Here is a 26,339-nt window from a genome sequence, read left to right on the forward strand (position 1 = left end):
CCCTCCCGAGTCCACTCCGAGGACCCAGGAGGCGCTAACGGTAGCCGCCAGTCGAGCCCGGCTGGGCCAAAGCGCTGGAGCCGGTGGCCGGGCAGATCGCCGTGATGGGCGACTTCCTGCGCGCCGAGATCGCCCAGGGCCGTACCTATCTGCCCGCGGGCGAGCACGTACTGCGCGCGTTCCAGCAGCCCTTCCAGGATGTCCGGGTCCTGATCGTCGGCCAGGACCCGTACCCCACCCCGGGGCACGCGGTCGGGCTGTCGTTCGCGGTGGCGCCGGAGGTGAGACCGCTGCCCGGGAGCCTGGAGAACATCTTCCGCGAGATGCACACGGACCTGGGCACGCCCAGGCCCTCCAGCGGCGATCTGACGCCCTGGGCAGGTCAGGGCGTGCTGTTGCTCAACAGGGCGCTCACCACTGCCCCGCGCAAGCCCGCCGCCCATCGCGGCAAGGGTTGGGAGCAGGTCACCGAGCAGGCAATCAGGGCGCTCGCAGGCCGGGGCACTCCGTTGGTGGCGGTGCTCTGGGGCCGGGACGCACGCAATCTCCGGCCGCTGCTGGGCGGTGTTCCGTGCGTGGAGTCCGCCCACCCCTCCCCGATGTCCGCGGACCGGGGTTTCTTCGGCTCGCGTCCGTTCAGCCGAGTCAACGAACTGCTGAGCGGCCAGGGCGCCCAGCCGGTCGACTGGCGGCTCCCGTGAGCGCCTCCTGGGTCCTCGGAGTGGACTCGGGAGGGTCCGGGCTGCGGATCGCCCTGGCGCGCGCCGAGACGGGCACCGGGGCCCGCTCCGGCGGCACCCCCGCACGGGCGCCGGAGCCGGTCGGTCGAGTCCACCGGTTCGAGCCGCTGCGCACCGGCTCCGACGGCATCGACAGCGCCCAGCTGCTCGACCGGCTGCTGCCGTCCGCGCGCGGACTGCTGGCCGAGGCGGGAGCCGAGCGTCCGGAAGCGGTGTGCATCGGCGCCGCGGGGATGGCGACCCTCGGCGACGGGCTGCGCGGAACGCTGCCCGGCGCCCTGCGGCGGGAGTTGGGCGTCGTGCGCTTGGCGCTCGCCGCCGACACGGTGGCGGGCTACGCGGCGGCCCTCGGCGAGGAGCCCGGCGCGGTCGTCGCTGCGGGCACCGGGATGATGGCGCTCGGCACCGACCTGCGGCAGTGGCGCCGGGCCGACGGCTGGGGCCACCTCCTCGGGGACTGCGGCGGCGGCGCATGGATCGGCCGGGCGGGCCTGGAGTGCGCGATGCGCGCGCACGACGGGAGGACCGGCGGCAGCGCCGCCCTGCTCGCCCGCGCCGAGCGGCGCTTCGGCCCGGCCGGCGAGCTGCCGGGGCAGCTCTACCCCCGTACGGACCGGCCCGCAGTGCTGGCCTCCTTCGCCCCGGACGTCGCCGATCTCGCCGCGTCCGGGGATCCCCGGGCGATCTCGATCATGTCCGGCGCCGCCGAGGAGATCGCGGTCTCCGCCGTGGCCGCGATGCCCGCCCTGCCCTCGGCTCGACTCGCCCTGACGGGCGGGCTGTTGGAGCTCGGCGAGGCGTTGACCGCGCCGCTGCTGCGGCAGCTCGCCGAACGGCTGCCGGACACCGCGGTGAGCCGCGCCGAGGGACAGCCGCTCGCCGGTGCCCTGCGTCTCGCCGCCGCGCTGCCGGAGGGGCGGCTGCGGCTGCCGGTCGACGGCCGGCTGTTGAGCGTGTTCTGAGCCGTCCGGAGCGTGCCCACGGTGCCGCCGTCAGCGCTGCGGCGGCACCACGGTGCCGGCCACTCGGTACCGGCCACAGGCTGCACTGACCACACCAACACCGACCACAGCGGCAGTGACCTCGGTGAACCACTTGGGCGGACCCACCAAAACGCAGGCTCCGACTGCCGTCCGCCACGCGGGAGATAACGGGACAGAGGCCCCTTTAACACCCCCGGACCACATGCGGGAGCCATCAAGGCATTAGCATGCGGCGCCATGAGCTCCTCTACCGGCCCCGACAATGGCCTGCCCGTCCGAATGCCTCGCCCCCGACAGTCGGGACGACACCGCCGCCCCGAGCCCGTCGTCGCCCCCGACGGCGCTCCCGCCCTGGTGCTCGCCGTACCCGGTGCGCCCAGCGGTGCGGTCCGGAGCCTGGCCGAGGAGATCCTGAGCATAGCCCGCTCGGAACTGCCGGGCATGGACGCCAGGATCGGCTATGTCGACGGCCAGGACGAGGAGTTCCCCGCACTGGAGAACGTGCTGGCGCAGATCGCGGCGGAGCGCGCCGCCGCCGGGGTGGACGCGGAGCAGTCACCGGCCGCGATCGTCATTCCGCTGCTTGCGGGGCCGGACGCCGCGCTGATGCGGCGGGTGCGTCAGGCGGTGCTCAACAGCGGTTCGGGCGCGGAGCTGACCGATGTGCTCGGCCCGCACCCCCTGCTGGCCGAGGGCGTGCACGTCCGGCTCTCCGAGGCCGGTCTCGCCCGGGCCGACCGGGCTCGGCTGTTCACCGTGGCCACCGCCGCCGACGGCATCATCCTGGCCACCGTGGGCGGCGAGGAGGCCGTCCAGGTCGCCGGCATCACCGGCATGCTGCTCGCAGCCCGCCTCGCGGTTCCGGTGCTGGCCGCGCCGCTCGACGAGGAGGGCGCGATCGCCCGTACCGCCGAGCAGTTGACCTCCTCGGGCTCGCAGCACCTCGCGCTGGCTCCGTGCCTCATCGGCCCGGAGGTCCCGGAGGGGTTGCTCGCCTCCGCCGCGCAGGAGGCCGGATGTCAGACCGCCGAGCCGCTCGGCGCCTACCCGGCGATCGGCAAGCTCGTCGCCTCCGCCTACGGCGCCAAGGCCGGCATCGCGGGTCCCGGACAGCAGCAGGGTGCCGTGCTGCGCTGAGACACTCGCGCCGCGCGTACGACAGTGCCCCCGAACCCCTCGGAGCGATCCGGGGGTTCGGGGGCACTGCCACGTCCGGGCGGGCCGGGCGGCGGATCAGCCGAACACGACGCAGCTGACCGCGGGCGCAGGCACCGCGCCGGCCGGCGTCGGTACGCCCGTCACGGGGTCGAGATCGAACCAGACCACTTCGCCGGAAACCTCGTTGGCGGCGTAGAGGTGACGTCCGCCCGGCCCGAGCACCAGGTCCCGGGGCCACCGCCCGCCGCAGGAGACAGTTTCGACCAGCTCCGCGCTGCCCTCTTCGGCCTCGAGGCGGAAGACGGCGATGGTGTCGTCGCCGCGGTTGGCGACCCAGGCGGTGCTTCCGTCGGCCGAGAGCGTCAGCGCCGAGGGGTAGTTCTCGCCCTGGGCACCGGGCGCGCGGGTGCTCACCGAGCGGACCGGCCGCAGCGTGCCGCTCTCGCCGTCCCAGCGGCAGCCGGTCAGGGTGGAGCCCAACTCGCTGACCACGTACACCACTTCGCCCGCCGGGTGGAAGGCCGGATGGCGCGGGCCGCTGCCGGCGGTGAGCTCCGCCTGCCCGTGCGGGATCAGGGCGGCTCCGGTGTGGTCGAGGCGGTAGACCCACACCGAGTCCGTACCGAGGTCGGTGGAGAGCAACCAGTGCCAGCGCGGATCGGCGACCACCGCGTGCGCGTGCGGCCCCGCCTGGCGGTCGGGGTCCGGTCCGCTGCCGCGGTGCGGGCGCACCTCGGGCTCCGCCCCGCCCACGCTGCCGTCGCTGCGCACCGCCAGCGCGGTGACGCTGCCCGAGGTGTAGTTGGCGGTGAACAACTGCCCCGCCGCAACGGTCAGATGGGTGGGTCCGCTCGCCCCGACCGACACCGGCCCGTCACCGAGCAGCCGCGGGCTGCCCGGCTCGGCGAGCGAGAAAGCGGCGACCGCCCCCTCCTCCTGCTCACTGACCGCGTACAGGAACGCCGAGCCCGGGGCCAGGGTGAGGTAGGAGGGGTTCACCACCTCGTCGCAGTGCCCCCGCACTGTCAGCGCCCCGCTGTCGGTGTCGACGGCCGCGGTGGTGACGCCCCGCCCGCCGTCCTTGGTGAACGATCCGAAGTAAGCCCACTGCCCGTTCCCCGTGCCGGCCACGACTGCCGCCTCTCCTCGAGCCCTGCTACCGCACTGCCCCGCGACCCTCCGTACGGCGTGGACGCGGTACGGGGCGCGGGTCGCGGCTCAGCCGACCGTAGCAGTTGGTCTGGACCATGCCCCAGACATACGCGCCCGCGAAACCGTCCGGAAGCTGTCGCGCGGCGGGCGGCTGCGCGGGCGCCGCGCCGAGGTGACGCGCCCGGCCGACTCCGGCCGTACGGGGCGACGGCCCGCACAGTGCCCTCCGGCGGCGCGGACGATACCCGTCCGGACGGCTCGCGGGATGTCGGCGGCACCGGCTTCGTATGGCGCCCTGCTGCTCGCAGCGGTGCGCACCGACCGCGCCGGACGCGACCTTCGGGGCCTTCGGTACGACTCCGCTCAGCGCTGCGGCAGCGGGGCGCCCGGCTCGCTGTGCAGCGGCGCCGCGAGGCCGGCCAGCGCGGACTCCAGGTCCCGCAGATGCACCAGCGCGCGGTCCGCGCCGGGGTGTTGCTGCGGTACGCCGGCGAGCCACGTCGGGCGCACCAGCGCCACCGCGCGGTCGCCCTCGCGCACCAGATCCTGCACCGCGGCCTCCACCCGCCAGCAGGCGGCCATCAGCCGGGCGTCGTGCGAGGCCGACGGGTCGGCGGCGACCTCGGCCAGCCCGTGCACCTGCCGGGCGCAGTCGTCCAGCAGCGCCAGGACCTGACGGGCCCGCTCCTTGCGGGCGCACAGCGGGTTGAGCGGGTGGACGAGCGGCGCGAGGGAGAGCCGAGCGCGTCCGAGCAGCACCTCCAGCTCGGCGGCCCGGGCGGCCGGCGCGGCCTCCTCGTCGCCGGAAAGACGCGCGGCGGCCTCGGCGGTGCAGCGCTGCATGCACCGCAGGGCGCGGTGGATCCAGGCGTGGGTGGTCAGGTGGGTGGTGACCGGCAGTACGCACGCCACCGCCAGCACCGCGGCCAGCGCCCCGACGGTCGTCTCCACCACCCGCAGCGCCAGCAGCCCCGCGTGCAGCGCGCCCAGCAGCCCGTACAGAACGCTGACCATCAGCGTCACGAAGAACATCATCCAGCTGTAGGAGACCGCCGCCGTGTAGAAGATCCCGAAGACGCAGACGGCGACCACCAGCACCGTCGGCACCGGGGCGCCGTCGACCGGGAGCGCCACCAGCAGCCCCGCGACAACGCCGCAGGCGGTGCCGAGGAACCGGCGGAACCCGCGCACCAGCGTCTCGCCGCGCGAGGAGGTGTTGACGAAGATCCACCAGGCGGCGCCGACCGCCCAGTACCACCGCTCCTGGGAGAGCGCCTGGCCGGCGGCGAGCGCCAGCGCGCAGGCCACCAGCGCCTGGAACGCCTGCCTGGTGGTCGGGCGGCGCAGCCCGCGGCCGGACAGCGGCGAGGGTACGGGCGGCAGCGGTCGTCCGCGCTCCACGCACCAGAGCCCGAACCGCACCAGGGAGGTCGCGGCCAGCGCGGTCGGCACGGCCACGCAGAGCGCGGCCAGGTCCGCGGGCGCGGCCCGCAGGAACTGCGCGACGAAGAACATCATGAACGCGAAGATGCCGACCGCGTTGCCCCGCGGACCGAATCTGCGGGCGTACACCGTGAGGAAGACGACCACGAGGAAGGCGCCGTCGCGCAGCAGCGGTTGGTCGTGGAGCGAGGCGGCCAGCGCGAGGGAGGCGAGCCCCACCGGCGGCAGCAGCACGGTGGTGAGCGCCTGGGACCGTACGGTCGGGTCGTTCACCGTGAAGAGCGCCAACAGCGCGGCGACACCGGCGACGACGGCCGACTCCAGGCCGACCCACGGCAGCGTCGCCGCCACCGCGAGTCCCACGCCCGCCACCGCGCGCAGCGAGGTGCGAAGCCGGACCCTGCCCGGGTCGGGTGCCACGAACATCCGCTTCACAACTGACCCACGCCTCCCGGTCCACATCCTGATACAGCAAGAGGAAAGCACCGCTTGTCGGCTACAGCAAAATCCCTCTCCCCTCCCGACCGCCCGGATTGGCATCCTTGAGCGCATGGCGCACTCCCCCACCCCTGCGGTGATCTTCGACCTGGACGGCACCCTCGTGGACAGCGAACCCCACTATTACGAGGCCGGACGGCTCGTCCTGGCCCGGCACGGGGTGGCGGACTTCACCTGGCGCGAGCACCAGGAGTTCGTCGGCATCAGCACCCGCGAGACACTCGCCACACTGCGGCTGCGACACCGTCTCGCCGCGCCCGTCGAGCAGTTGCTGCGGGAGAAGAACGAGATCTACCTCGACCTCGCCCGGGGCGGCACCGCCGTCTTCCCCGGGATGCGGACGCTGCTGGAGCGGTTGCACGAGGCGGGCCATCCGCTGATCGTCGCCTCGGGCTCCTCGTTGAGCGCCATCGAGGCCGTGCTCCGGGGCACCGGTCTGCTCCCGCTGCTGCCCCGGTTCGTCTCGGCCGAGGAGGTGGGCCGCGGCAAACCGGCCCCCGACGTCTTCGAGGAGGCGGCGAGACGGCTGGACGTCCGGCCGGCGCGGTGTGCGGCGGTGGAGGACGCGGTACCGGGTGTGCAGGCGGCCCGCAGCGCGGGGATGCGGAGGATCGTCGTCCCGTACACGGCGCAGGGACCGGGAGCAGACGGCTCGGACGCCGCGGCGCCGGAGAGCGGGGCCCCGGGCGGCCCGGCAGAGGGTGCGGTCCCGGGCGGCCGGGCGCCGGGCGGTGGTGTGCGGGAGAGCTTTCAGGAGCTGGTGTTTCCCGGCGGGCAGCCGGAGTTCGACCCCGACCGCGCGTACGAGTGGCTGCTGCGGCAGGACTGAACGCGCCACCGAGGCCCGCCAAGGGGCGGAGAGGGCCGCTGACGGCTCAGCGGCTCAGGTACTTGCGCGGGGAGAGGAGCTGGCAGGAGTACACGAAGCGCTCGTTGTTGGTGTACGTCGTGTACGAGTTGACGGAGCGCTTGCCGCCGGCGTTGACCGTCACCGAGTTCGGCCGGGTGGCGATGTTCCGCGTCGCGACCGTGGAACTGGCACTGGTGCCGACCTTGAAGACGACGCTGAAGCTGTAGCGGAAGGACTGCTCGTTCGAGGCGTTCTGGATGTCCACCTCGTACGTCATCCGGCCGGAGTTGCGGTCGTACTTGCAGACCCCGCCGACGACCTCGCCGGTGGCGTTGGGGTTGTAGGTGGGCGGGGCGGAGGGGCCGCCCGTACCGCCCGAGGAACCGCCCGAGGAGTAGCCGCCCGTACCGCCCGAGGAACCGCCGGAGGACAGGCCGCCCGAGGAGCCGCCGGTGGCGTCGGGCCGCAGGGAGGGGTCGAGCGAGGGCATGGGCAGCGTCGGGAGCGTCGACGGCGCCTTCGGCAGATCGCCGCCGCCGCCGAACGCCTTGTCCTTGGGGTCGTCGGCGGCGCAGCCGGAGAGCGCGGCGACGACGGCGAGACTGAGCGAGGTGGCACCGATGGCGTGGCGAATACGCATTGCTGATCCCCCGGAGTGCTGCGCCGCGGGTCGGCGGGCGCAGGTTCAGACGTTCACGAATGTGGCACGCGCTGTGCGACGACGGCCAGTTGGCGACCGCGCGGTGGCAACTGCTGCACACCACAAGCACCCTAAGGGATGACGTCCGCGCGACCCCCGGTCCGCGAAAGGCTTCGGCACAAGCTGTTGCACAGCCGTAGCGGGGCTGTTTCAGGGGAGGTTGGGCCCCCGCCGCCCGATCCCGGACGTCGGCATCGGCCTCCCCGCGCAGGTGCGGTCTTGGTACTTTTGACGCTCACCCACCACGCTTCGCACGACTTCGCGCGCACTCCACCATCGGGGGACCAATGAGCCAGCCCTGGCAGCCGCAGCCCAACCAGTACGGACCGCCGCAGCCCCCGCCCGGCTACGGCTACCCGGGCCCCTACCCGCCCCAGCAGCCGATGGGGCCGGGCTACGGCGGCTACCGCCACCCCGGCTTCCCGCCGCCGCCCCCGCGCGCGAACGGCGGCAAGGCCTTCCTCTTCTCCCTGATCATCGCGGGTGCGCTGATGGGCGGCTACGCACTCTTCCTCATCATCAGCTACGAGGACCTCTCCCGCGACAGCCTGCAGATCACTTACCTCGGCCTGGCGGCGACGCTCGCCGTGCTGATCGGTCTGACCACCGGCAACATCGCGGGCCGCAGCACCGGTTCGCACATCGGCGGCGCGATCATCGCCACCGCCGCGACCTTCTTCGCGGTGACCAACGGCTACGTCGCCGTCATCCTGGAGGCGGGCGGCACCGAGCTGCTCGAAGCGATGCTGGAGCACGACGCCGGGGCGCCGGCGGAGTTCTGGTGGGAGCGCCTGAGCGGCGGAGTCGCACTGATAGGCCTCGCTCTCGCGGGCGGCATCTGCTTCCTGACCGGCCACACGGTCGGCAGGAAGAAGCCCTACTGACCGCTCCGGCCCGTCAACACCCCTGAGGCGAAAGCCCGTTGGACGCCGCCTGCCGCGCACCCCGCCCACCGGGCCGGGACGCACGCGGGCTCGGGCCCCGCGTCGGAGCGCTCGCCGCCGACGGCCGGGTTCAGAGGCCCGGAACCCCGCGCGGGAGGCTCCGCGCCGGGTGGTTCACAGGAAGCGGCGGATGGGACGTACGGCGGCTTCTCCCAGGCGCTGCTGCAAGGGCCTGCGCTTCCAGCGTCCAGGGGTGATGAGGTCGCCGCCCTGCCAGTCCTCGGTGTAGTGCTCGTCCAGCGTCGCGGTGAACGTCTCGTCCACCACCGCGAGCATGACCTCCTCGTCGTGCTCGAGCGAGCGGCGGTTGAAGTTGGTGGAACCCACCAGGGAGACGATGCCGTCGATGGTCAGGACCTTGGTGTGCAGCATGGTCGGCTGGTACTCGGCGAGCCGGACTCCCGCGTCGAGCAGATCCTCGTAGGAGCGGCGGCCACCCAGCTGCGAGACGCGTTTGTCCGTGTGCGGGCCGGGGATGAGGATCTCGACCTCGACCCCACGGCGAGCTGCTCGGCACAGCAGCTCAACGAAGAAGTCGTCCGGGGTGAAGTACGCGGTCGACACGCGCACCCGGTCCCGCGCCGACTCGAGGACGACACGCAGCAGGGTCTGCATGTCCTGCCAGCCGAAGCTCGCCGAGCCGCGGACGACCTGGACCACGGACCGACCGGTCGTGTCGTGTTCGATGAAGCGGTCGTTGGCGTCGAAGAGTTCCTGATGGCACTCTGCCCAGTTCTGGGCGAAGGCGGCCGTGATGCCGTCGACCGCGGGTCCGCGCACCTGGATGTGGGTGTCGCGCCACTCTCCCGGATGACGTGCGTCCCCGCACCATTCCTCGGCGATGCCCACCCCTCCGGTGAAGGCCGTGTGCTCGTCGACCACGAGGGCCTTCCGGTGGCAGCGATGGTTCTGCTTGAGCGGGGAGACCCACATCGGCTTGCGGAACCACACCACCTGCACGCCCGCGGCGGCCATCTCGTCTAGCAGGTTCTGCTGGATCGGGCTGCTGCCGAACCCGTCCAGCAGCAGTCGCACGCGTACGCCCTGCCGGGCTCGTTCGGAGAGGGCGGTGGCGAAGTCCCGGGCGATCTCACCGCGCCAGTAGACGAACGTCATCATGTCGATCGTGTACCGCGCCGACCGGATCGCTCCGAGCATCGCGGGGAAGATCTCGTCACCGTTGCGCAGTACGCGCAGGTCGTTGCCTTCTGTCGCGGCGATGCCGATCAGCCGTTCCAGACGTCTGCGAATCTCCTGCTTCCGCTTCCCGACGTCCATGGCCGAGGGGCCCGGTTCGGCGTCATCGGGAGGGGAGGGCTGCTGCACAACGCTCATGGAGGGACCATACGGTCCCCTCCGGCAGAACGGAGCACCGCCTCGGCTCGGCAGGGGGATCGCCGGAGGACGGGTGACAGCAGAGGCTCAGCGCTCGTTCTTCTTCACCGCGCTGCCCCGACCGCACGCCGAAAGCCGCGAATCCGCCCGCGCCCGCGGCAAGTCCGTCGGAGCGTGGCGCCGCCGATCCCGAGGTGCCCGCCGCGGCCCCGCTACCGCGCGACCTCCGCCACCGAGATCGTCGAGGTGGGGCAGACGGCGACCGCCTCGCGCACCGCCCGGTGCCGCTCGGCCGGCGGACGCTCGTCGAGTACGAGGACGATGCCGTCGTCCTCCCGCTGGTCGAAGACCTCGGGCGCCACCAGGACGCAGCTGCCGGCGCCGCAGCACCTGTCCTCCTCGACGGTGACCTTCATTGCGTCGACTCCCTTCGTGGTCCTACTGGTTGTGTACGGGCAACGGCCTGCTCCCGTCGCGCCCGGCCTGGACACCGCCGTACGACTGCCGACGGCGGTGGCGCCCGCCGTCACTTCCGCCAGAAGAGGTGGTGTGCCACTCCGCTCGGGCTGGGCACCACCTCAAGGTGGAAACGGTCGAGAAGCTGCTCCGGCGACTCCCACAGACGCAGCCCCGACCCCAGGTCCAGTGGCGCGACCGCCACATGCAGGGTGTCGACGAGATCGGCGTCCAGGAACTCCCGCACGGTCGCGACTCCGCCGCCGAGCCGTACGTCCCGGCCCTCGGCAGCCTCCCGCGCCCGCTCCAGTACAGCCGCCGGTTCGCCGCCGACGAAGTGGAACGTGGTGTCGCCGAGCGTGAACGAGGGCCGCGGATGGTGGGTCATGACGAACACCGGTGTGTGGAAGGGAGGTTCGTCGCCCCACCAGCCGTGCCACTGGTGGTCCTGCCACGGCCCTCGCTGCGGCCCGAACTTGTTGCGTCCCATGATCTCGGCGCCGATGCCGCAGGCGAAGTCCCGCGTGAAGCAGTCGTCCAGCCCTCTGCTCCCGCCGGGCTCGGTGCGCCCCGGCCAGCTCGCCGTGGCGCTCGCCCAGGTGAAGAGCTGCGCCGGATCGACATGTCCGAACGGCCGGTCCAGGCTCTGATCCGCACCGGCGCCGATCCCGTCGCGGGAGACGGTGAAGTTCTGGACCCGCAGGAGCTGTGCCACGTTTTCCTCCAGTGCAGTCGGACGACCGTGTGCAGACTCCCCGGGCCGCGGCAACTCATCGCCGCAGCCGCGCCGGCATGTGCGAACCACCGCCGCGTTCGTGCGCGCGACACCGTGCACGTCCTGCACGCGACGCGGGCAACGCGGCGTACGTCCGCTACCAGCGCACGGGCAGCGCACTCAGACCGCCGACACTCAGACCTTCGAGCTTCTCCAACTCCCCCACCGGCACAGCCAGTTCAAGTGCGGGGATGCGCTGGAGCAGCGTCTCCAGACTGACCTGCAGCTCGGTGCGGGCGAGCGACTGGCCCAGGCAGGAGTGGGGCCCCGCACCGAACGCCAGATGCGGGTTGGGGCTGCGCGACAGGTCCATCAGCTCGGGCTTGTCGAAAGCGGTGGCGTCCCGGTTGGCGGAGGACATGTCGCAGAGGACGGTCGTTCCGGCGGGCAGCGTCCGGCCGCCGATCTCGACCTCCTGGTCCAGATAGCGACGGGCCCCGAACGCGCCCAGGTTGGCGTCGAACCGCAGCGCCTCGTCCGCCGTCGTCCGCACCAGCGAGGGGTCCGCGAGCAGGCGCTCCCAACGGCTGCGGTCGCTCAGCAACATGGCCATCATCTTGGCGATCATGTTCGCGGTGGTCTCGTGGCCCGCGACCAGCAGCGCCATACCGGTGAACACCAACTGCTCGTCGCTCATCCCCTCCCCCTCGGCCGCGCTCTCGGCGATCAGCGTGCTGAGCAGGTCCTCGCCGGGCCGTCGGCGCTTCTCGGAGACCAACTCGGCCATGTACGACGTGAACTCCTCGTGCGCGACAGCGGTCTGCTCCCCGGTGTAGCGCGAGACGTTGAGGAAGGAGTCCGACCAGTGCGAGAACCGGTCGCGGTCCTCGGCGGGGGCGCCGAGCAGATCGCAGATGACGTACACCGGCAGCGGAAACCCGAAGGCGGCCTTGAGATCGGCCGAACTTCCCCGCGCGAGCATCCGGTCGACCAGGAGGTGGGCGGTCCCGGCCATCCCGGGCCGCAGGAGGTTGACGCGCTTGACCGTGAAGTACCGGCTCAACAGCCGCCGCCAACGCTGGTGCCCCTCCCCCTTGGCGGGGATCACCGTCGGCGCCCCGTCGGCCGCGATGCCGCCACCGCCCGGCGGTGCGACGCGCGCGGCGTCGTCCTCGGCGGTGGGCCTGGCGAACCGCTTGTCGGCGAGCAGCGCACGCACATCCGCGTAACGGGTCAGATAGGCAGCGGTGTCGCCGCTGGGCAGTACGGCGGTGGCCACCGGGCACTGCTCTCTCAGCCGGGCCTGCTCCTGCGGCGGATCGAGCGGCCCGTCGCTGACCAGCGGCAGCCGAACGGTGTGCTCCTGGGACGTCATGCGGTTCCTCCGGTGGGGCTGGGGCTGGGCTGGGCTGGGCTGCCGACCGCAGACGCACCTCTGGCATCGGCGGCGGGCACGGGCGCGTAAGCGGGCACGTGAACGGGAACGGAGGCCGAACCCCCTTTTAAATCAAGGCATTTATTTAAAAGGCTAGAGCGAGCTGCTCCACCGTCAAGCAGTCGCATCGGTTTCCGGCCCCGCTTCCGTACGTCCCGCCGACGTTCCCAGTCGGCCGTACGGCGCGCCCCACGGCGCCCGACGTGCCCCGCCTCCGTGCCGCCGCCCGCCCCTCGCACCCTCGCGCGACCCGCCCCAACGGCTTGTTCACGTCGCCGAGTTCAGCGCGTCGCCAGACCTCCCCCGTCCGGGGCCAACTGGGGGCAGGACCCGCACACTGCGTAAAATCCACCCGGCACGCGCTCCCCCACAACTGGCGCCGCCGCCCGCGCCAAAGCCTCGACCGCCCCACCCGGCCGCCACACCACACGTCCGACGACGGAGACCCCCGCCATGACACGGAACGAGCAGGTCGCCGCGACACGCGAAGCCCTGCTGCGGGCCGCGGAACGGCTCTTCGCCGAACGCGGAGTGCACGCGGTGGCCCACCGTCAGATCAGCGAAGCCGCCGGCCAGGGCAACAACGCCGCCGTCAGCTACCACTTCGGCACCAAGGCGGACCTGGTCCGCGCCATCGCCCACCGGCACGCCGAGAGCATCGAGCGCAACCGTCAGCGGATGCTCGACACCGAAGGCGAGTTCACCGATCTCAGAGGCTGGGTCGCTTTCGCCGTACGGCCGGTGACCGAGCACCTCGACTCGCTCGGCACGCCCAGTTGGTACGGCCGCTTCATCGCCCAGACCACCGGCGACCCTGCCCTGCGCGCCCTTACCAGCGAGGCATCCTCGGCCGCCTCACCTTTGATGGGCCGTCTCACCGAAGGTCTGAACCGCTGTCTGCCCGACCTTCCCGCCGAGGTCCACGCCGAACGCGCTGCGATGACGCGCCACTTGATCACCTGCATGGTGGCGGAGCGCGAGCGCGCCCTGGCCGACGACGAGCCGACCGCCCGCACAAGCTGGCGCACCACCGCCGACGGCCTGATCGACGCGATCACCGCCCTCTGGCAGGCCCTCGCCACCACCGGCGCCTGACCCGCCCACCGGGCCCACGCTCCCCAGTATTCCCTCAGGGACACAACAGCGGATCGATGAGCGGCGCCGAGGCGCATTGGCGTTCGAGCACAAGGAGACCGCCTGCATTGGGCCGTGCCCGAACACGATCGAATGCTCAAAGCAGGGCTCTCTCCAACGCGTTCGTTCCCCTCCGCTGCCATGGCATTACCAGCCGCACGGCAGAGAGTCGTTCCCCCCTGGCTGAGCCAGTCCCGAAGTTCCCGACGAAATCACGTTCGTCCAGCGAAGAGCAGTTCGGAGAGGTTTCCAAGTCCCCTGCTGCAGGTACGAAGCTGCCTGCGAGCTCACCCACTTCAAAACCAACTGATCGCCTCAAGCCAGTAAGCTTGCCCACACTCGCCCCTCACTCCTCAAGCCTGTGACCAGCACAGATGCATCACCGCCGGATCGCCGCAAACAAGGTCGACACAAACCCCGACTACACCCCTCCCGCCAGCTGTTTTACCCTCGGGTCGTCATCAGCCCTGGAGGGCTCGCAACACGCGCTGTCGCCGCTGTGCGCACCGGCCGCTGCCCGGTGGTCGTCATCAGCCCTGGAGGGCTCGCAACCTCGTCTGGTCACCGCGAGATCAGGGCCCCTGATCGTCGTCATCAGCCCTGGAGGGCTCGCAACATCTGCGAGACGGAGCCGACGTACATGAACGAGTGCGTCGTCATCAGCCCTGGAGGGCTCGCAACACGGGCGGACGCTGCTTGCTCGGCCCGCCTCGCCAGTCGTCATCAGCCCTGGAGGGCTCGCAACTCGCTGGTGTCCGAGAGCGACGAGAGCGAGCCGCCAGGTCGTCATCAGCCCTGGAGGGCTCGCAACACTTCGGATGCGGCAACGGCCGGTTGACCGTCCCGTCGTCATCAGCCCTGGAGGGCTCGCAACGCGAGCGCACGCCGCGCATCCTGGAGCCGTGCGAGGTGTCGTCATCAGCCCTGGAGGGCTCGCAACCGCGGCGCCTCCGCCCGAGACGCACACACCCGGTACCGGGTCGTCATCAGCCCTGGAGGGCTCGCAACGATGTACATGCGTCGTGATCTCTCTCTGTGGTGAGAGCGTCGTCATCACCCCTGGAGGGCTCGCAACCCGCGGGGTGAGCGTGACGCTGGTGATCTCTTGGCCGGCCGGTCGTCATCAGCCCTGGAGGGCTCGCAACCTTGGCGTTGCGGAAGCGCTCGTACACGGTGATGTTGTCGTCATCAGCCCTGGAGGGCTCGCAACCCATATCCAGCTGCGCTCTGCCCACGGTATTTCCCCTGTCGTCATCAGCCCTGGAGGGCTCGCAACGCGCCGGTGCGGGCGGCGTGGTCGGCGGCGGTGCGCGCGTCGTCATCAGCCCTGGAGGGCTCGCAACGTGATCTTCGCGTCGGCGCTGTAGCAGAACTTCTGGTGTCGTCATCAGCCCTGGAGGGTTCTGTGGGTAGCGGCAACATCCGCTCCTGCGCCACGACATGAAGGCGCTCGCCCGGGTCATCCGGGCGTAGCCCGCTGCGGCCGGAGAGGGAAGGCCCACCAACCGACGCTCAATTCGTCTGCGGTGCACGGCCGTTGGCGTCGCTGCGCATCGCCGGCGATCGGCTGGCGCTCGGCGGTTTCGTGATTTGCGCGCGACGTAAGTGGTGCGGCTCGTATGCTGCCTGACTGGGGGTCAGGTGCCTCGCTTCGGGTCACTGGACGTTGGTGGCCGGGGCCGCGGAGGCCGAGGCGGGAGACAGAGCTGGTTGGGGGGGCCGTGCAGGTCTGCTTGGTGTCGTTCGAAGCGTGGAACATCACGCGGTTCATGTTCGTGACGGGCAAGCGGCGGGAGATCGCCGGCGCGTCGGAGCTGATCACGTATCTGGACCGTCGATGGGTGCGAGAAGCGCTGGAGGAGGTTTTCGGCGCGGAGTGCGGCGACGGGTGGCGGATCGAGGAACAGCCCGTCGAGCTGCTGGAGACCGGAGCGGGTACGGCGAACGTGCTGGTGCGTGACGCGGAGGCGGCTCGTCGGCTGGTGACGGCGGTGGCCGGGCGCGCGTTGCGGGAGGCTCCGGGGCTGGAGGTGTGCGGTGTCGTCAGCGCGGGGTTCGACTGGGAGCGTCCTGGGGCGCTGCACGAGGCGATAGCCGGGTCCGGGCGTGAACTGGCGTCGGTCCGCACGGCGTTGCCCGGTCCGGACGCGCGGTTCCAGCGGCTGCCTCCGGTGGACTACTGCCGGGCGACCGGGCTGCCGGCCGCACGGTTGCTGCGCCTGCCGGACGGTTCGGTGGAGGCGCGTTCGGCCGAGGGGGTGGCGAAGTGGTGGGCCTACGGCAGGCAGGGCGAGGAGCTGGGGCTGCAGCGGCTGGCGGAGCTGGCGGGGACGAGCCCGGGGCCGCTCAGGGACGTGGTGGAGCACCTGAACGACCGGGCGGAGTGGGTCGGCACGGTGTACGCCGACGGCAACGGACTGGGGCAGGTCTTCGGCGCGTTCGACCGGTGCGTGCCGGGTGCGCCGAACCGGGGGTACGCGGACACCTTCCGAGCGTTCTCCGCGGGTCTGCAGGCGTGTACCCGGGAGGCGTTCGCGAGCGCGGTGTCCGAACTGGAGGCGCGTGGCGCGGCGTTGAAATGCGGGAGCGTGCCGGTGCTGCCGCTGATCCTCGGTGGGGACGACATGGTGGCGCTGTGCGACGGCGCCTGGTCGCTCTCGTTCACGGAGGCGTATCTGCGTGCCTTTGAGCGGCTCACCGGTGAGCGCGAGGCGGTGGCGGGCCCGTTGCGCCGGTTCGCCGAGGCGGGCCGAGCGGACTTCGACGGCTCCGGGTCGGTCGGCTCGCAGTCCGAAGGCCCGGCCGACGAGGTGCGGCTGTCGGCGTGCGCCGGGGTGGCGGTGGTGAAGCGGCACTTCCCGTTCGTGGGCGCGCAGGAGTTGGCGTACGCGCTGCTGCGGGAGGCGAAGCAGGTCAAGGGGCAGGTGCCCGGGCCGTGTTCAGCAGTCTCCTTCCATGTGCTCTACGACAGCACCCGGCCCGACCTCGCTCGGCTGCGCGCGGAGACAGCGTTCGTCGCCGATCCCCGCGGTGACCGTGACGGCCAGGGGACTCGGCTGGTGGCACAGCCGTATGTGGTCGGTGACCGGGTACCGGCGGTTCCGTGGGTGCGCGGGCGCCGGTGGGGGGATCTGGTGGACCGGGTGACGGCGCTGACCGCGCGGGGCGAGGACGCGGAGCGGCTGCTGCCGACGTCGCAGATGCACGGCCTGCGCGAGTCGCTGTTCGCCGGGCCGCAGGTGGCGGACGCGCTGTTCGCCGGTCTGCACGCTCGGTACGACGGACGGGGGCTGGACCGCATCGGCGGGGACGGGGGCAGCCTGTTCTGGCAGGAGGAACCGGACCGCGGGCGCTGGATCTGCGGACTCCTGGACGCGATGAACGCCGTGGGCTTCGTGCCGGAAGCGGGCGACGCCACACTGGTCCCGGGCACGGGGAGCCGAGCATGACGCAGACGCCGAACATCGCCGGCCGACCGGCCGAATCCGTGCCGCTGCGCGTGACAGCGCACATGCTGGGCGACTGGCAGATCGGCTCCGGGGCCGGGCGGCACGGCAGCGTGGACCGTGGTGTGCAGCGGGACGACGACGGGCTGCCGTTCGTTCCGGCGAAGACGCTGGTCGGGGTGTGGCGGGATGCCTGCGAGAAGGCAGCCCGGGCGCTGGACGGCAGCGGGTCGGGGTCCGCATGGCAGGCGTGGGTGGAGTTTCTCTTCGGCAGCCAACCGGTGTTGCAGGAGCGCGGGGTGGTGTCCGGGGACGGAACGCTCGGGCCGCCGCGTCCGGCGGCGCTGTGGGTGGACAGCCTGCACTATCCGCCTGTGGTGCGGGAGTCGGTCCGCGGACGGCCGCTGTTGGCGTCGGCCGCGGTGTACATCCGGCCCGGAGTGGTGATCGACCCGATCAGCGGGCGGGCCGAGGACGAGCTGTTGCGGATGGAGGAGCGGGCCCGGGGCGGCGTGGATCTGAGCGGCCAGGCCGAACTGAACGTGTCCGGCGCGGTGTTGAGCGAGGAGCAGTGGGCTTGTGCGGGTGCGCTGCTCGACGCGGGCGCACGGCTGCTTGAGGCTCTGGGCGGCAAGCGTCGTCGCGGGGCAGGGCGGTGCCGGCTTGAGGTGGCGGGCCTTCCGGCCGACTGGCGATGGCTCGAGGGCAGGGCAGCTCCGCCGCTGCCGGATCCGGGCGCTGCGCCCGAGGTGTTGCCCGTGGCGCCGCACCGGACGGACGTTGACGAGGAGTGGGAGGCGGCAGAGCTGCGTCTGGTCGTGCGCCGACCGCTGGTGGCCCACGAGCGCACGGTCGGCAACTCCGTGCGCAGCGCGGGCCGGGTGGCGGGCCGTCGGCTGCTCCCCGCCGTGCTGGAGAAGCTGGGATCGGCCGAGCTGGCTGCGGCGGCACGCGGCGGCCGGCTTGTGATCACCGACGCGACCGTCGAGGTCGACGGCGCGGCAGGGCGGCCGGAGCCGCTGGCCCTCGCACGGACGAAACAGGTCCCGGGGCGACCGGTCAACCTGCTGCAGGAGCTGCCCACCGAGGCTGTCGAGTACCCGGACGGGAGCGGGTACGTGGGCCCCCACAGTCCGGGACGGCCGCCCGAGCGCGGGGCCTGTGGCTACACCCAGCTCACCCACAACACCGTTGACGACGCCCTGCAACGTCCGGTCGAGGAGGTCGGCGGTCTCTACACCTATCAGGCGATCGCCGCGGGCACGGTGCTCCGCGCGCAGGTGCGTCTGCCGGCCGGGCTGCTTCCTGCCGGCTGGCAGGAGCGACTGTCGGGAACCTGGCGGTTGGGACGCTCGCGAAAGGACGGCTACGGGCTGACCGACGTGACCGCGACCGTCGCGCCCAGTCAACGCGGCGGCCCCGCACGACAGTTCGCCGAACGGGGGCCAGGCGAACGGCTGCGGGTCTGGCTGCTGTCGGATCTCCTCGTCCCCGACGAACGGCTGCGCCAGAGCACCCGGCCCCAGGACGTGGCCCGCCATCTGGGGACAGCGCTCGGCGTGACCCTGGCCGCGGTGCCGGACGAGCCGCAGGAGCGGCCCCGCAACACAGGCGCTGCCGAGGGTGGCGGCGCTGCCGGGGGTGTCCGGTTCAGCGAGGTGAGCCGCGGCGATTCGTGGCACACCCGCTGGGGCCTGCCCCAGATCTCCGTGCTGGGGCTGCGGGCGGGCAGCTGCCTGACGTTCGAAGTGGTCGCCGGCACCGTCACCGTGCAGGCGGTCGGGCGGGTGGAGTGCGACGGCCTGGGGCTGCGCCGCGCGGAGGGCTTCGGCCAGCTCACCATCGACGACCCGCTGCTCCGCGCCACGTTCAGCGCTCTCCAAACGCAGGGCCGACCCGCCACGGCGGGAGAGCCCGGTGCCCCGACCTGCAACGGGTCCGGACCGTCAACGTCTGGGCTCGAGGCGGAAGTTGAGCGCGACGAGGCCGACGGGGCGGCGCTCCTGGCGCTCGCAGTCCTGGAAGACGCTGCGTGGCGCGAGGCGTTGAGCCGGCGCAGCCCCGTCCTCGCAGAGCAGGACCGCGACGCGGTGCTCGGGCCCGACCACGGCGGCGTCCGCGCCTCGCAGCTGGCCGGTCTGCTCACCCTGATCTCCCATCTGAGCGGCCCCTCGGACCCGGCGGCGTCGGCGTGGCTGGAGCGCCTGTGTCGGGTGCCCGGCGAGCAGCGCCGCCGTCCCTGGCCGGACGCGGTGGTGGAGGCGGTGACGCGGCTGCTCGGCGAGCCGGGACGGGTGTGGGAGCTGCTGCGGTTGCCCGAGGACCAGCTGACAGCCTCCCCGGACCGGGCAGCGGCGTCCCGGGTCCGGCTGTGGCCGGTCGCCGTGCGGATGGTGGTGGAGGACTGCCTGACCGCGCAGCGTCGCACTCAGGAAGTCCCCGGCGTTGGCGCGGACAGCTGAGCGCGCGGCTCCCGACTACGAGGCCACACCTCGGCATCACCTGGCAGTTGAGCACGGCGGAGAGCGAGGACGGATGATTCAGCACAACGGCGCGGCCGGCTCGGTGGTGCGGCTCCGCGTCGCCGGATGGCTGCGCACGCAGAGCGCACTGCACATCGGCGACTCCGGTCGGGACCCCAACGCGACCCTGGCCACGGCGGTGGACGGCCGCGGAAGACTCTGTGTGCCGGGCAGCAGCCTGGCGGGAGCGCTGCGTTCACTGCTGCACGCCGATCCGGCCGGGGGTGACGGGCCGCGCGACGAAGCGGCCAACCACCGGTGGGGTTGGGCGGAACAGGGCGGCCAGGACGGCGCGGTCTCCCGCATCGTGGTCGGGGACGCACTCGTGGCAGCCGGACCGGAGTTGGACGGGGAGGGGCTTCCGGCGCGCCCGCTGAGCCCGGCCCGGCTGGAGTCGCGCACGTCGGTGGGTATCGACCGCCGCCACGGCGCTGCCGCCCAGGGCATCCTCTTCACCCGCTCGGTCATCCCCCGCGGCGTCTGGCTCCGGCTGGAACTCGACCTGCGCAGCGACGCCCGGAACGCCGGCGACGACAGTGCGTACCTCGCCCGGCTCCTCGCGCTCCTCGCCGCCGGGCAGCTTCGGCTGGGCGCGGCCGTCACCCGCGGCCTGGGCCGCACCCGCCTCGCAGCCGACCGCACCACGGTCCACACAGAGCAACTCGACTCCCCCCGGGGCCTGTTCGCCGTCCTGCGCGGCGACAGCGAACACCACACCGCCGACCGTTGGATACGGGACCACGGAACGGAAACGCCGCAGGCGGCGGCCCGGCACCTGGAGATCCGGGTGAGCTGGCGGCCCCTCGCGCCGGTCATGGTGCGGTCCGGGGTCGACGGCCTCACCGTCGACACCTTGCCACTCACCACGGCCGGCCCGGGAGGCCCCGGGGACGACGGCGAAACGGTGACGCTGGTCCTGCCCGGTACCTCCCTCAAGGGCGCCCTGCGCTCCCGCGCCGAGCACATCGAACGCACCGCACGCGGCACGGACGCCCCCGCCGCGGACACCGAGGCCACCCGGCACGACACCTCCGGAAGCGCCGCCTTTCGTGAACAGCTCGACCAACTGCCCGCCGTTCGGGCTCTGTTCGGCTCAGCACCGCGGCACAAGGGGGACCGCGGACGGGGTCGCGGGGCGCTGCTGGTGGACGACTGCCACGCGGAGAGCGAGATCCCCGCGGAGCTCTGGGACCTGGCCCACCAGCCGGACGCCGCTGCTGCTCTGGTGCGGCTGCGCGAGTACGGACTGGAACGCGCCGACCACGTGGCCATCGACCGCTGGACCGGCGGCGCGGCGGACGGCCTGTTGTACAGCGTCCTCGAACCACACGGTCTGACCTGGTCGCCGATCACGCTCACCGTCGACCTCCGCCGTCTGGCCGGCCACGCGGCGGCCCACGCCACCACCACGGGCCCCGAAACCGGTCAACCAGAGGTGCCCGACGCCGCGTTGGCGCTGCTGCTGCTCGTCCTGCGCGACCTCAAGGCGGGCCGCCTGCCCCTGGGCGGCAGCACCCACCGCGGGATGGGCGACGTGGCGGTGGACGAGATCCTGCTGACCTTCCCCGACGACGACCCCAGCGGCGGGACGCCCGTGGAACTCGACGCCTTCCTGCTCGGCGAGGAGACCGGCCGCCTCACCGACGCCTGGAGCACCTACCTGGACGGAGCCGCCGTATGACCACCCTGTACGGCCGGGCCTGCCCCGCTGTCCCACTCGTCGAAGCCCTGGAACGCGCCGGCTTCACCGAGGCCACCGCGCTGCTCTGCTCTCCGCAGGACTTCCGGGTCGCCCGCTTCAGCCAGGGCCGCTGCCGCACCCACACGGGCGCCCCCGCACCGCTGGACACGGTCTTCGAAGCACGGGTCTTCGACGGCCACCGCGAACTGCGCTGGCTGACCTTCGCCGGCCAGGACACCCAGTGCGTCCTGCTCAGCGAGGAACCGGACGCCCTGCCCGCCGAGTTCGGCAGCCCCCTTCCCGAACTGCACGCGCTCCAGACGCTGCCGGCGCACTACCTGCTCTGGGGCACCCCGGCCCCGAAGCCGATACGCACGTCGGACGGCGACTGGACCGTCCTGCGCACCCCGCGCATCGGCAGCCTCCACGTTCCCGCGCCACCGCCTCCCGACGGCCAACGGCTGCGCCTGGCCGCCCGCGAGTACGTCTGCGTCGAGCCGCGACACGGCAACGCCCACGTGGCGGAGGAACGCCTGCTGCGCCTTGAGCCGGCAGAGCCGCCAGACCCCGAGGCGGCAGCCGGCCCCGTCCCCGAAAGGGAGCACGATGTCTGAGCAGACCGAAACCGGTGTTCTGCGGTGGAACGAAGCCGATCAGCAGCTCCGGGTCATCCGCGACGTCGCCCCCAAGAGTCGGCGCAAGGTCAACCCGGAGTACGACCTGGGCCCGGCTCTGGCCGGCCGTGCCCCATCGGAACTCGACGGCCTCCGCGTCGAGTTCCGATGGTTCAGCGGAAAGGCGAAGGACGTCCGCCCGACCGGCACCGCTGCCACCCCGAAGCCCCGCCGCGTCTCGGTGGACGCGTTCGTCAACCCGTACACCTTCCTGCCCGCCGCCCCGCGCCCCGTCCGGTCTGACGGCTCTGACGGCTCTGACGGCTCTGACGGCTCTGACGGCTCTGACGGCACCTTGGGCGAAGGCCCGCCCCCTGCCCAGGACCGGCTGCACGAAGGCCACTTCACCGGCCGGATCCCCGTACGCCTGACCGTGGTCACACCGCTGCTTCTCCTCGACCCCTCCCGCGCCGACCAGGCGGACAACGGACACCTCACCTACCCGCTGCTTCGCCGCGACGGCCGCCCCCACCTGCCCGTGACCACCGTCAAGGGCATGCTCCGCGCCGCATACGAAGCTGTCACCAACTCCCGTATGGGCGTCTTCACCGGCCACGACGAGCGGCTCGCCGTTCGCATGCCCGCGGCGGAGGCCCAGCACATGGTCCCGGCCCGGGTCAGCGACGACGGCCGGCAGCTGATCCTGCTGCCCGGCGACACCCCGCTCGGCCACACCCAGCCCGGCGGCCAGGCCGACCAGTGGCCCCCGTTGCACGCCGCCTGGCTGCCCCGGTACCCCGGTCCGGCGCTGCCCGTCACCGACACCGGCGGACAGGACCCCGCCCACGGCAACGCGTACGAAGCGTGGGTGGAACGCATCAGGCACTGGAAACGGAACCGGGACAACAGACAGTACAAGCGCGACTTCGACTACTGGCGCGTCCGCACTCTCGCCCCGGCCGGCAGCCCGCTCCCCGACCGACCTGCGCCGGCACAGAGCTCCAGTCATCGCTCCGGCACGTCGTGGCACGAACCGACCGGCGAGCTCAAAGCCGTCCGCGGCTGGGCCTGCCTCACCAACCGCAACATCAACGGCAAGCACGACGAACGGCTCTTCTTCGCGGCCGCCCCAGAGCAGTCGACACCGCTGACCCAAGCGCTCAGGAACCAGTGGGACGGGACCATCCGCAACTACCGGGCCGCCCACCGCGCTGCGGAACTGTACGAGCGCACCGACAGACAGGGGCAACGGGTCGAGCCGGACGCCCATCTCGGGCCGGAACCCGGACGTACCGCCTGGAGCCCTCACCAGTACGACGACTCCTGGCTCACCCTCCGCCCCGGCTCCCTCTGCTATGCCCGCATGGCGCCGGGCGGACGCACCGTGCAGGGCGTCTACCCCGTCATGATCGCCCGCAAGCTCTTCCCCCTTGCACCCGCCGAGTTGCTCGACCCGAGCCTGCGCCCCGCCACCTCGCGCGCCGAACTCACCCCGGCCGAACGGGTGTTCGGCTGGGTCAACCAGTCCGGCCACGGCGCCGAACGCGGTCGTCTGAGAATCGGCCCGGTCGACACCGCAGGCTTCGTCCCGGCCGATTTCGGCAAGGACGGCGTACCTCTGGCCATCCTCAGCGGACCCAAGCCCCAGCAGGCCCGCTTCTACCTCGGCAACGGCCCCGACGGTACGACCCCGCTCCCCGATGGCGCGTCCAAGGACACGTGGTACACCAAGAACCAGCGCCCACGCGGCCGCAAAGCGTACTGGCACCACCGCGACCTGCCCGACGGCTACTGGGACGACCCGACCACCGACCGCACACAACAGCCCGACAGCACCCTGCGGTTCCAGGAGTACCGCCGGCCGGACCAGAACGGCCGGCCCCAGCGCGACAAGCAGAACCGCTCCGTCCGAGGCTGGATCACCCCGGGCTCGTCCGCCACCTTCACTCTCTCCGTCTCCGACCTCACCGCAGTCGAACTGGGCGCCCTCATCTGGCTGTTGCGGCTCCCCGACGGCCACTGTCACCGCCTCGGCCTCGGCAAGCCCCTCGGCTTCGGCAGCGTCCGCCTCGACATCGACCCGGAAGGCACCCTCGACCTCCGCACCGAGCAGCAGTGGCGTACCGCCTACCGCAGCCTCGGCCGTGAGTCCGACCAGCCCATGGACAACGCGCGGTCCGCGCTCGCCCACGCCTGCGAAGCCTTCGAGGCCGACGTGGAAAGGACCTACGGCGCCCCGGCGGCGGACCGGGCCCCGCACCTCGCCGCGTTCCTCGCCACCAGCGCCGGCCCGTCCGGCACCGCCGTCCACTACCCCCGAACGTACGTCGCGGACTCCGGAGACGGGCAAGCCGTCGCACCCGATCCCGACGGCAACAACTACGCCTGGTTCACCGCCAACGAGCGCTCCAGGAATGACAAGCCAAAGAAGGGCCGCGGCCTCAGCCTCCCCATCTGGCACGAACCGAACCTGCCCCTCCACCCCGGCGGGGGCCACTGACGTCCCCCTTGCACCTCAACGCCAAGGTGAACGTGAACGCCAGCGCCAACGCCAACGTGAACGTCAACGTCACCAGCCGACCTCCGGAGCGCCCGCCATGCCCACCCGGCCGACCAACCCGCCGCCCCCTCAACCGCCGCCCGAACACAGGCCGATAGCCGAACACCAGCAGCAACCGGACATGTTGCAGGCTCGCGCCGCCACCCGGGTCGCCTATGACCGGGCCGAGCACATCCGCGCCGTCCAGACTGCCGGCGCCGTCTGTCTGGCCCTGCTCGCGCCCGTTCTTCTGGTGTTCTCGCCGGGCGCCTCCGGCGCACTGGCCGTCGCCGCCGTCCTCTGGCTCCTTCTGGCACGTACCGCCCTCGACACCTGGCAGCGCAACGCCCACCTCCAGGGCGTCCAGCGCAACGAGCTCTACGACACCACCCTGTTCACCCTGCCCTGGAACGCCTCCCTGTCCGGCCCCCTACGCCTCGCCCGCGAACAGGTCCGCTCCCGCACCCATACCACTGTCCACAAGGACCACGACTGGTACGAGCAAGTCCCGAACGTGCCCTGGCCCAACGACGTTCTCTCCTGCCAGACGCAGAACCTCATCCACAGCCGCCGCAACCACCGCAGCTACGTCCGCCTGCTCGGGGCAGTACTCACCGTGACCGTCCTTGCCGCACTCACTCTCGCCACCGTTCGGAACCTCACCCTCCAGCAGTGCCTCGTCCAACTCGCCGTACCCCTCACCCCCGCCCTGCTCAACCTCTCGGACCTGGCCCGCCGCCACACCGAAGCCGCCCGTGCCCAGGAGCAACTCGAAGAGAGCGTCGACGAACTCCTCGAGCAACGCGCCAACGGGCGTCACATCACTGCCGCCGACTGCCGCGAAATCCAGGACGGAATCTTCAACCGCCGCGCCCACCAACCTCCCGTCCCCTCCCGGGTCCACGACCGACTCCGCTCCCAGAACAGCGCAGCCGCCATCGCCCGGATGCACGACCTCCAAGAGGAGTTCAACCGCCCTCCCTCACCCTGACCCCGCCCCCAGCACACGTCCTGGCCGCTCGTTAAGTATCTGAAGCCCCGTAGGCGTCGGCGCTCGGAACATGTCCGCGTTGTACCCAGGTTGTGCCGCAGCGGCTCGAGGCAGAGCTCGCCTTCCGTCAGATGGCAACTGCGCGCTCGCGCACGAGGATTACAGGGTCACAGTACGAAGCTCGACTCGTCGGCCGACCACGTTGGAACGTCAACAGTGAACCCGCGAATGCTGAGGCAACCAGTGCTCCGGCCACCTCGGGACGGACAGCCGCGACGATCAACGCCCGGCGCAATCACTGGGACCGGTGAACCACCAGCCGACCCATCGTGCGAAGTCGTACAGACGCCGTTCCTCCTCGGGCCGCCCTTGTACTGTGGGCTCCTGGCGCCAAGTGTCGTAAACGGCTTGCCTTTCTCATCCGCTGTCGTGAAACCGACTCTGCCAACTCACAATCCTGGGTACCGATCAGGTCGTGGGCGACCCGTCGAGTTGGCCATTGCTCTCGTGCCCAGTACAAGCTCGCATTGTCCGTGTCGACATCTGCTCTGACCCGCATTGCGCTCCCAAGCCCAGTTGCTTCAGGGGCTGTTACTCCCTCGCACAGAAAGCGAGGAGCGCTGCGAACACCGATCTCCGGCACAACGACAAGGTAGTGAGAACACTTGAACGGCGAGAAACAGTGTCACGGGATGACCCACCACCGGAGTTCGGCTCGCTGCCGTCCACGTCCACTCAAGGTGCTGACTCAGTACGCTGTCCAGAACAACTGTCTTCGTTCCTCCCACAGGGCGAGCACTCGAGCCGACGCTTTGACCTGCATTGATGCACTACCGCCGGAACGCTGCACCAATCCACCCGCCGACCACCAGGAGACCACCCCTGACCAGCGACTTTACCCTCGCCCCCGTCATCAGCCCTGGAGGGCTCGCAACAGGATGCTGGCGATGTTGTCCATCTCGTCGAGGGTGCCCCGTCATCAGCCCTGGAGGGCTCGCAACGC

General features: G+C 71.9%; 19 protein-coding genes and 2 CRISPR repeat arrays (1 of these 21 running past the window's edge). Of the genes, 12 read left to right on the forward strand and 7 right to left on the reverse strand.

All coding sequences use genetic code 11. The features are described 5' to 3' along the window. The first annotated feature begins 104 nt into the window (after window positions 1-104). The 3 genes from JGS22_RS21910 to JGS22_RS21920 all read left to right on the forward strand — a co-directional run bounded on the left by JGS22_RS21910 (window position 105) and on the right by JGS22_RS21920 (window position 2,860). On the forward strand, window positions 105-701 hold the full coding sequence (locus JGS22_RS21910; protein WP_236074274.1) for a uracil-DNA glycosylase: 597 nt from the start codon (window positions 105-107) through the stop codon (window positions 699-701). Next, entirely contained in the window at window positions 698-1,702 is a 1,005-nt protein-coding gene (locus JGS22_RS21915) for an N-acetylglucosamine kinase (RefSeq protein ID WP_211042103.1), read from the forward strand. The genes JGS22_RS21910 and JGS22_RS21915 overlap by 4 nt, the downstream gene beginning before the upstream one ends. Window positions 1,703-1,960: 258 nt before the next feature. Continuing rightward, the gene (locus JGS22_RS21920; RefSeq protein WP_211042102.1) at window positions 1,961-2,860 is read left to right on the forward strand and encodes a sirohydrochlorin chelatase family protein; all 900 of its coding nucleotides are present in this window, start codon (window positions 1,961-1,963) and stop codon (window positions 2,858-2,860) included. Window positions 2,861-2,956: 96 nt separating this feature from the next. On the opposite strand, the gene JGS22_RS21925 is transcribed toward JGS22_RS21920, so the two are convergent. After that, window positions 2,957-4,012: a lactonase family protein gene (locus JGS22_RS21925; protein WP_211042101.1), complete on the reverse strand. Its 1,056-nt coding sequence runs from the start codon at window positions 4,010-4,012 to the stop codon at window positions 2,957-2,959. A 384-nt stretch (window positions 4,013-4,396) separates the two neighbouring features. Continuing rightward, entirely contained in the window at window positions 4,397-5,902 is a 1,506-nt protein-coding gene (locus JGS22_RS21930) for an FUSC family protein (RefSeq protein ID WP_211042100.1), read from the reverse strand. Between the two features lie 124 nt (window positions 5,903-6,026). Between JGS22_RS21930 and JGS22_RS21935 the strand changes: the two genes are divergently transcribed. Further along, entirely contained in the window at window positions 6,027-6,803 is a 777-nt protein-coding gene (locus JGS22_RS21935; RefSeq protein ID WP_211042099.1) for an HAD family hydrolase, read from the forward strand. Between the two features lie 46 nt (window positions 6,804-6,849). On the opposite strand, the gene JGS22_RS21940 is transcribed toward JGS22_RS21935, so the two are convergent. Continuing rightward, complete coding sequence (locus JGS22_RS21940) at window positions 6,850-7,464, reverse strand: hypothetical protein (protein WP_211042098.1); 615 nt, start codon at window positions 7,462-7,464, stop codon at window positions 6,850-6,852. A gap of 347 nt (window positions 7,465-7,811) precedes the next feature. On the opposite strand from JGS22_RS21940, the gene JGS22_RS21945 reads away from it, so the two are divergent. Beyond that, window positions 7,812-8,408, forward strand: a complete 597-nt coding sequence (locus JGS22_RS21945) for a hypothetical protein (RefSeq protein WP_211042097.1) — start codon at window positions 7,812-7,814, stop codon at window positions 8,406-8,408. A 174-nt stretch (window positions 8,409-8,582) separates the two neighbouring features. On the opposite strand, the gene JGS22_RS21950 is transcribed toward JGS22_RS21945, so the two are convergent. The 4 genes from JGS22_RS21950 to JGS22_RS21965 form a co-directional block, all read right to left on the reverse strand. Then, entirely contained in the window at window positions 8,583-9,746 is a 1,164-nt protein-coding gene (locus tag JGS22_RS21950) for a phospholipase D-like domain-containing protein (RefSeq protein ID WP_211042105.1), read from the reverse strand. A gap of 269 nt (window positions 9,747-10,015) precedes the next feature. Further along, on the reverse strand, window positions 10,016-10,219 hold the full coding sequence (locus JGS22_RS21955; RefSeq protein ID WP_211042096.1) for a ferredoxin: 204 nt from the start codon (window positions 10,217-10,219) through the stop codon (window positions 10,016-10,018). Between the two features lie 110 nt (window positions 10,220-10,329). After that, the gene (locus JGS22_RS21960) at window positions 10,330-10,974 is read right to left on the reverse strand and encodes a dihydrofolate reductase family protein (protein ID WP_211042095.1); all 645 of its coding nucleotides are present in this window, start codon (window positions 10,972-10,974) and stop codon (window positions 10,330-10,332) included. Between the two features lie 157 nt (window positions 10,975-11,131). After that, entirely contained in the window at window positions 11,132-12,349 is a 1,218-nt protein-coding gene (locus JGS22_RS21965; protein WP_216815107.1) for a cytochrome P450, read from the reverse strand. 513 nt (window positions 12,350-12,862) lie between these two features. On the opposite strand from JGS22_RS21965, the gene JGS22_RS21970 reads away from it, so the two are divergent. The 7 genes from JGS22_RS21970 to JGS22_RS22000 all read left to right on the forward strand — a co-directional run bounded on the left by JGS22_RS21970 (window position 12,863) and on the right by JGS22_RS22000 (window position 25,336). Further along, the gene (locus JGS22_RS21970) at window positions 12,863-13,504 is read left to right on the forward strand and encodes a TetR/AcrR family transcriptional regulator (protein ID WP_211042116.1); all 642 of its coding nucleotides are present in this window, start codon (window positions 12,863-12,865) and stop codon (window positions 13,502-13,504) included. Window positions 13,505-13,997: 493 nt separating this feature from the next. Then, window positions 13,998-14,886: a CRISPR direct-repeat array (repeat unit 29 nt; unit sequence GTCGTCATCAGCCCTGGAGGGCTCGCAAC). Between the two features lie 393 nt (window positions 14,887-15,279). Continuing rightward, complete coding sequence (locus tag JGS22_RS21975) at window positions 15,280-16,992, forward strand: hypothetical protein (protein ID WP_211042117.1); 1,713 nt, start codon at window positions 15,280-15,282, stop codon at window positions 16,990-16,992. Then, window positions 16,989-19,451, forward strand: coding sequence for an RAMP superfamily CRISPR-associated protein (locus JGS22_RS26875; RefSeq protein WP_211042118.1), 2,463 nt, complete (start codon window positions 16,989-16,991; stop codon window positions 19,449-19,451). The genes JGS22_RS21975 and JGS22_RS26875 overlap by 4 nt, the downstream gene beginning before the upstream one ends. A gap of 73 nt (window positions 19,452-19,524) precedes the next feature. Beyond that, window positions 19,525-21,192, forward strand: coding sequence for an RAMP superfamily CRISPR-associated protein (locus JGS22_RS21985; RefSeq protein WP_211042119.1), 1,668 nt, complete (start codon window positions 19,525-19,527; stop codon window positions 21,190-21,192). Further along, window positions 21,189-21,806, forward strand: a complete 618-nt coding sequence (gene csx19 / locus JGS22_RS21990) for a type III-D CRISPR-associated protein Csx19 (RefSeq protein WP_211042120.1) — start codon at window positions 21,189-21,191, stop codon at window positions 21,804-21,806. The genes JGS22_RS21985 and csx19 overlap by 4 nt, the downstream gene beginning before the upstream one ends. Then, a complete protein-coding gene (locus JGS22_RS21995; protein WP_211042121.1) occupies window positions 21,799-24,306 on the forward strand; it encodes a TIGR03986 family type III CRISPR-associated RAMP protein in 2,508 nt (835 codons plus the stop codon). Before csx19 ends, JGS22_RS21995 begins: the two co-directional genes overlap by 8 nt. A gap of 97 nt (window positions 24,307-24,403) precedes the next feature. Continuing rightward, complete coding sequence (locus JGS22_RS22000; RefSeq protein ID WP_268980981.1) at window positions 24,404-25,336, forward strand: S-4TM family putative pore-forming effector; 933 nt, start codon at window positions 24,404-24,406, stop codon at window positions 25,334-25,336. A gap of 905 nt (window positions 25,337-26,241) precedes the next feature. Next, window positions 26,242-26,339: a CRISPR direct-repeat array (repeat unit 30 nt; unit sequence CCCCGTCATCAGCCCTGGAGGGCTCGCAAC) (it continues 1,721 nt past the right edge of the window).

Source organism: Streptomyces tardus (genome assembly GCF_018101125.2).
Classification (GTDB): domain Bacteria; phylum Actinomycetota; class Actinomycetes; order Streptomycetales; family Streptomycetaceae; genus Streptomyces; species Streptomyces tardus.

Excerpts from the sequence above, each read along its gene's own strand:
- JGS22_RS21910 (WP_236074274.1), top strand. The coding sequence starts at position 105 with ATGGGCGACTTCCTGCGCGCCGAGATCGCCCAGGGCCGTACCTATCTG.
- JGS22_RS21920 (WP_211042102.1), top strand. The coding sequence starts at position 1,961 with ATGAGCTCCTCTACCGGCCCCGACAATGGCCTGCCCGTCCGAATGCCT.
- JGS22_RS21930 (WP_211042100.1), bottom strand. The coding sequence starts at position 5,902 with ATGTTCGTGGCACCCGACCCGGGCAGGGTCCGGCTTCGCACCTCGCTG.
- JGS22_RS21935 (WP_211042099.1), top strand. The coding sequence starts at position 6,027 with ATGGCGCACTCCCCCACCCCTGCGGTGATCTTCGACCTGGACGGCACC.
- JGS22_RS21940 (WP_211042098.1), bottom strand. The coding sequence starts at position 7,464 with ATGCGTATTCGCCACGCCATCGGTGCCACCTCGCTCAGTCTCGCCGTC.
- JGS22_RS21945 (WP_211042097.1), top strand. The coding sequence starts at position 7,812 with ATGAGCCAGCCCTGGCAGCCGCAGCCCAACCAGTACGGACCGCCGCAG.
- JGS22_RS21950 (WP_211042105.1), bottom strand. The coding sequence starts at position 9,746 with ATGGACGTCGGGAAGCGGAAGCAGGAGATTCGCAGACGTCTGGAACGG.
- JGS22_RS21955 (WP_211042096.1), bottom strand. The coding sequence starts at position 10,219 with ATGAAGGTCACCGTCGAGGAGGACAGGTGCTGCGGCGCCGGCAGCTGC.
- JGS22_RS21965 (WP_216815107.1), bottom strand. The coding sequence starts at position 12,349 with ATGACGTCCCAGGAGCACACCGTTCGGCTGCCGCTGGTCAGCGACGGG.
- JGS22_RS21970 (WP_211042116.1), top strand. The coding sequence starts at position 12,863 with ATGACACGGAACGAGCAGGTCGCCGCGACACGCGAAGCCCTGCTGCGG.
- JGS22_RS26875 (WP_211042118.1), top strand. The coding sequence starts at position 16,989 with ATGACGCAGACGCCGAACATCGCCGGCCGACCGGCCGAATCCGTGCCG.
- JGS22_RS21985 (WP_211042119.1), top strand. The coding sequence starts at position 19,525 with ATGATTCAGCACAACGGCGCGGCCGGCTCGGTGGTGCGGCTCCGCGTC.
- csx19 (WP_211042120.1), top strand. The coding sequence starts at position 21,189 with ATGACCACCCTGTACGGCCGGGCCTGCCCCGCTGTCCCACTCGTCGAA.
- JGS22_RS21995 (WP_211042121.1), top strand. The coding sequence starts at position 21,799 with ATGTCTGAGCAGACCGAAACCGGTGTTCTGCGGTGGAACGAAGCCGAT.
- JGS22_RS22000 (WP_268980981.1), top strand. The coding sequence starts at position 24,404 with ATGCCCACCCGGCCGACCAACCCGCCGCCCCCTCAACCGCCGCCCGAA.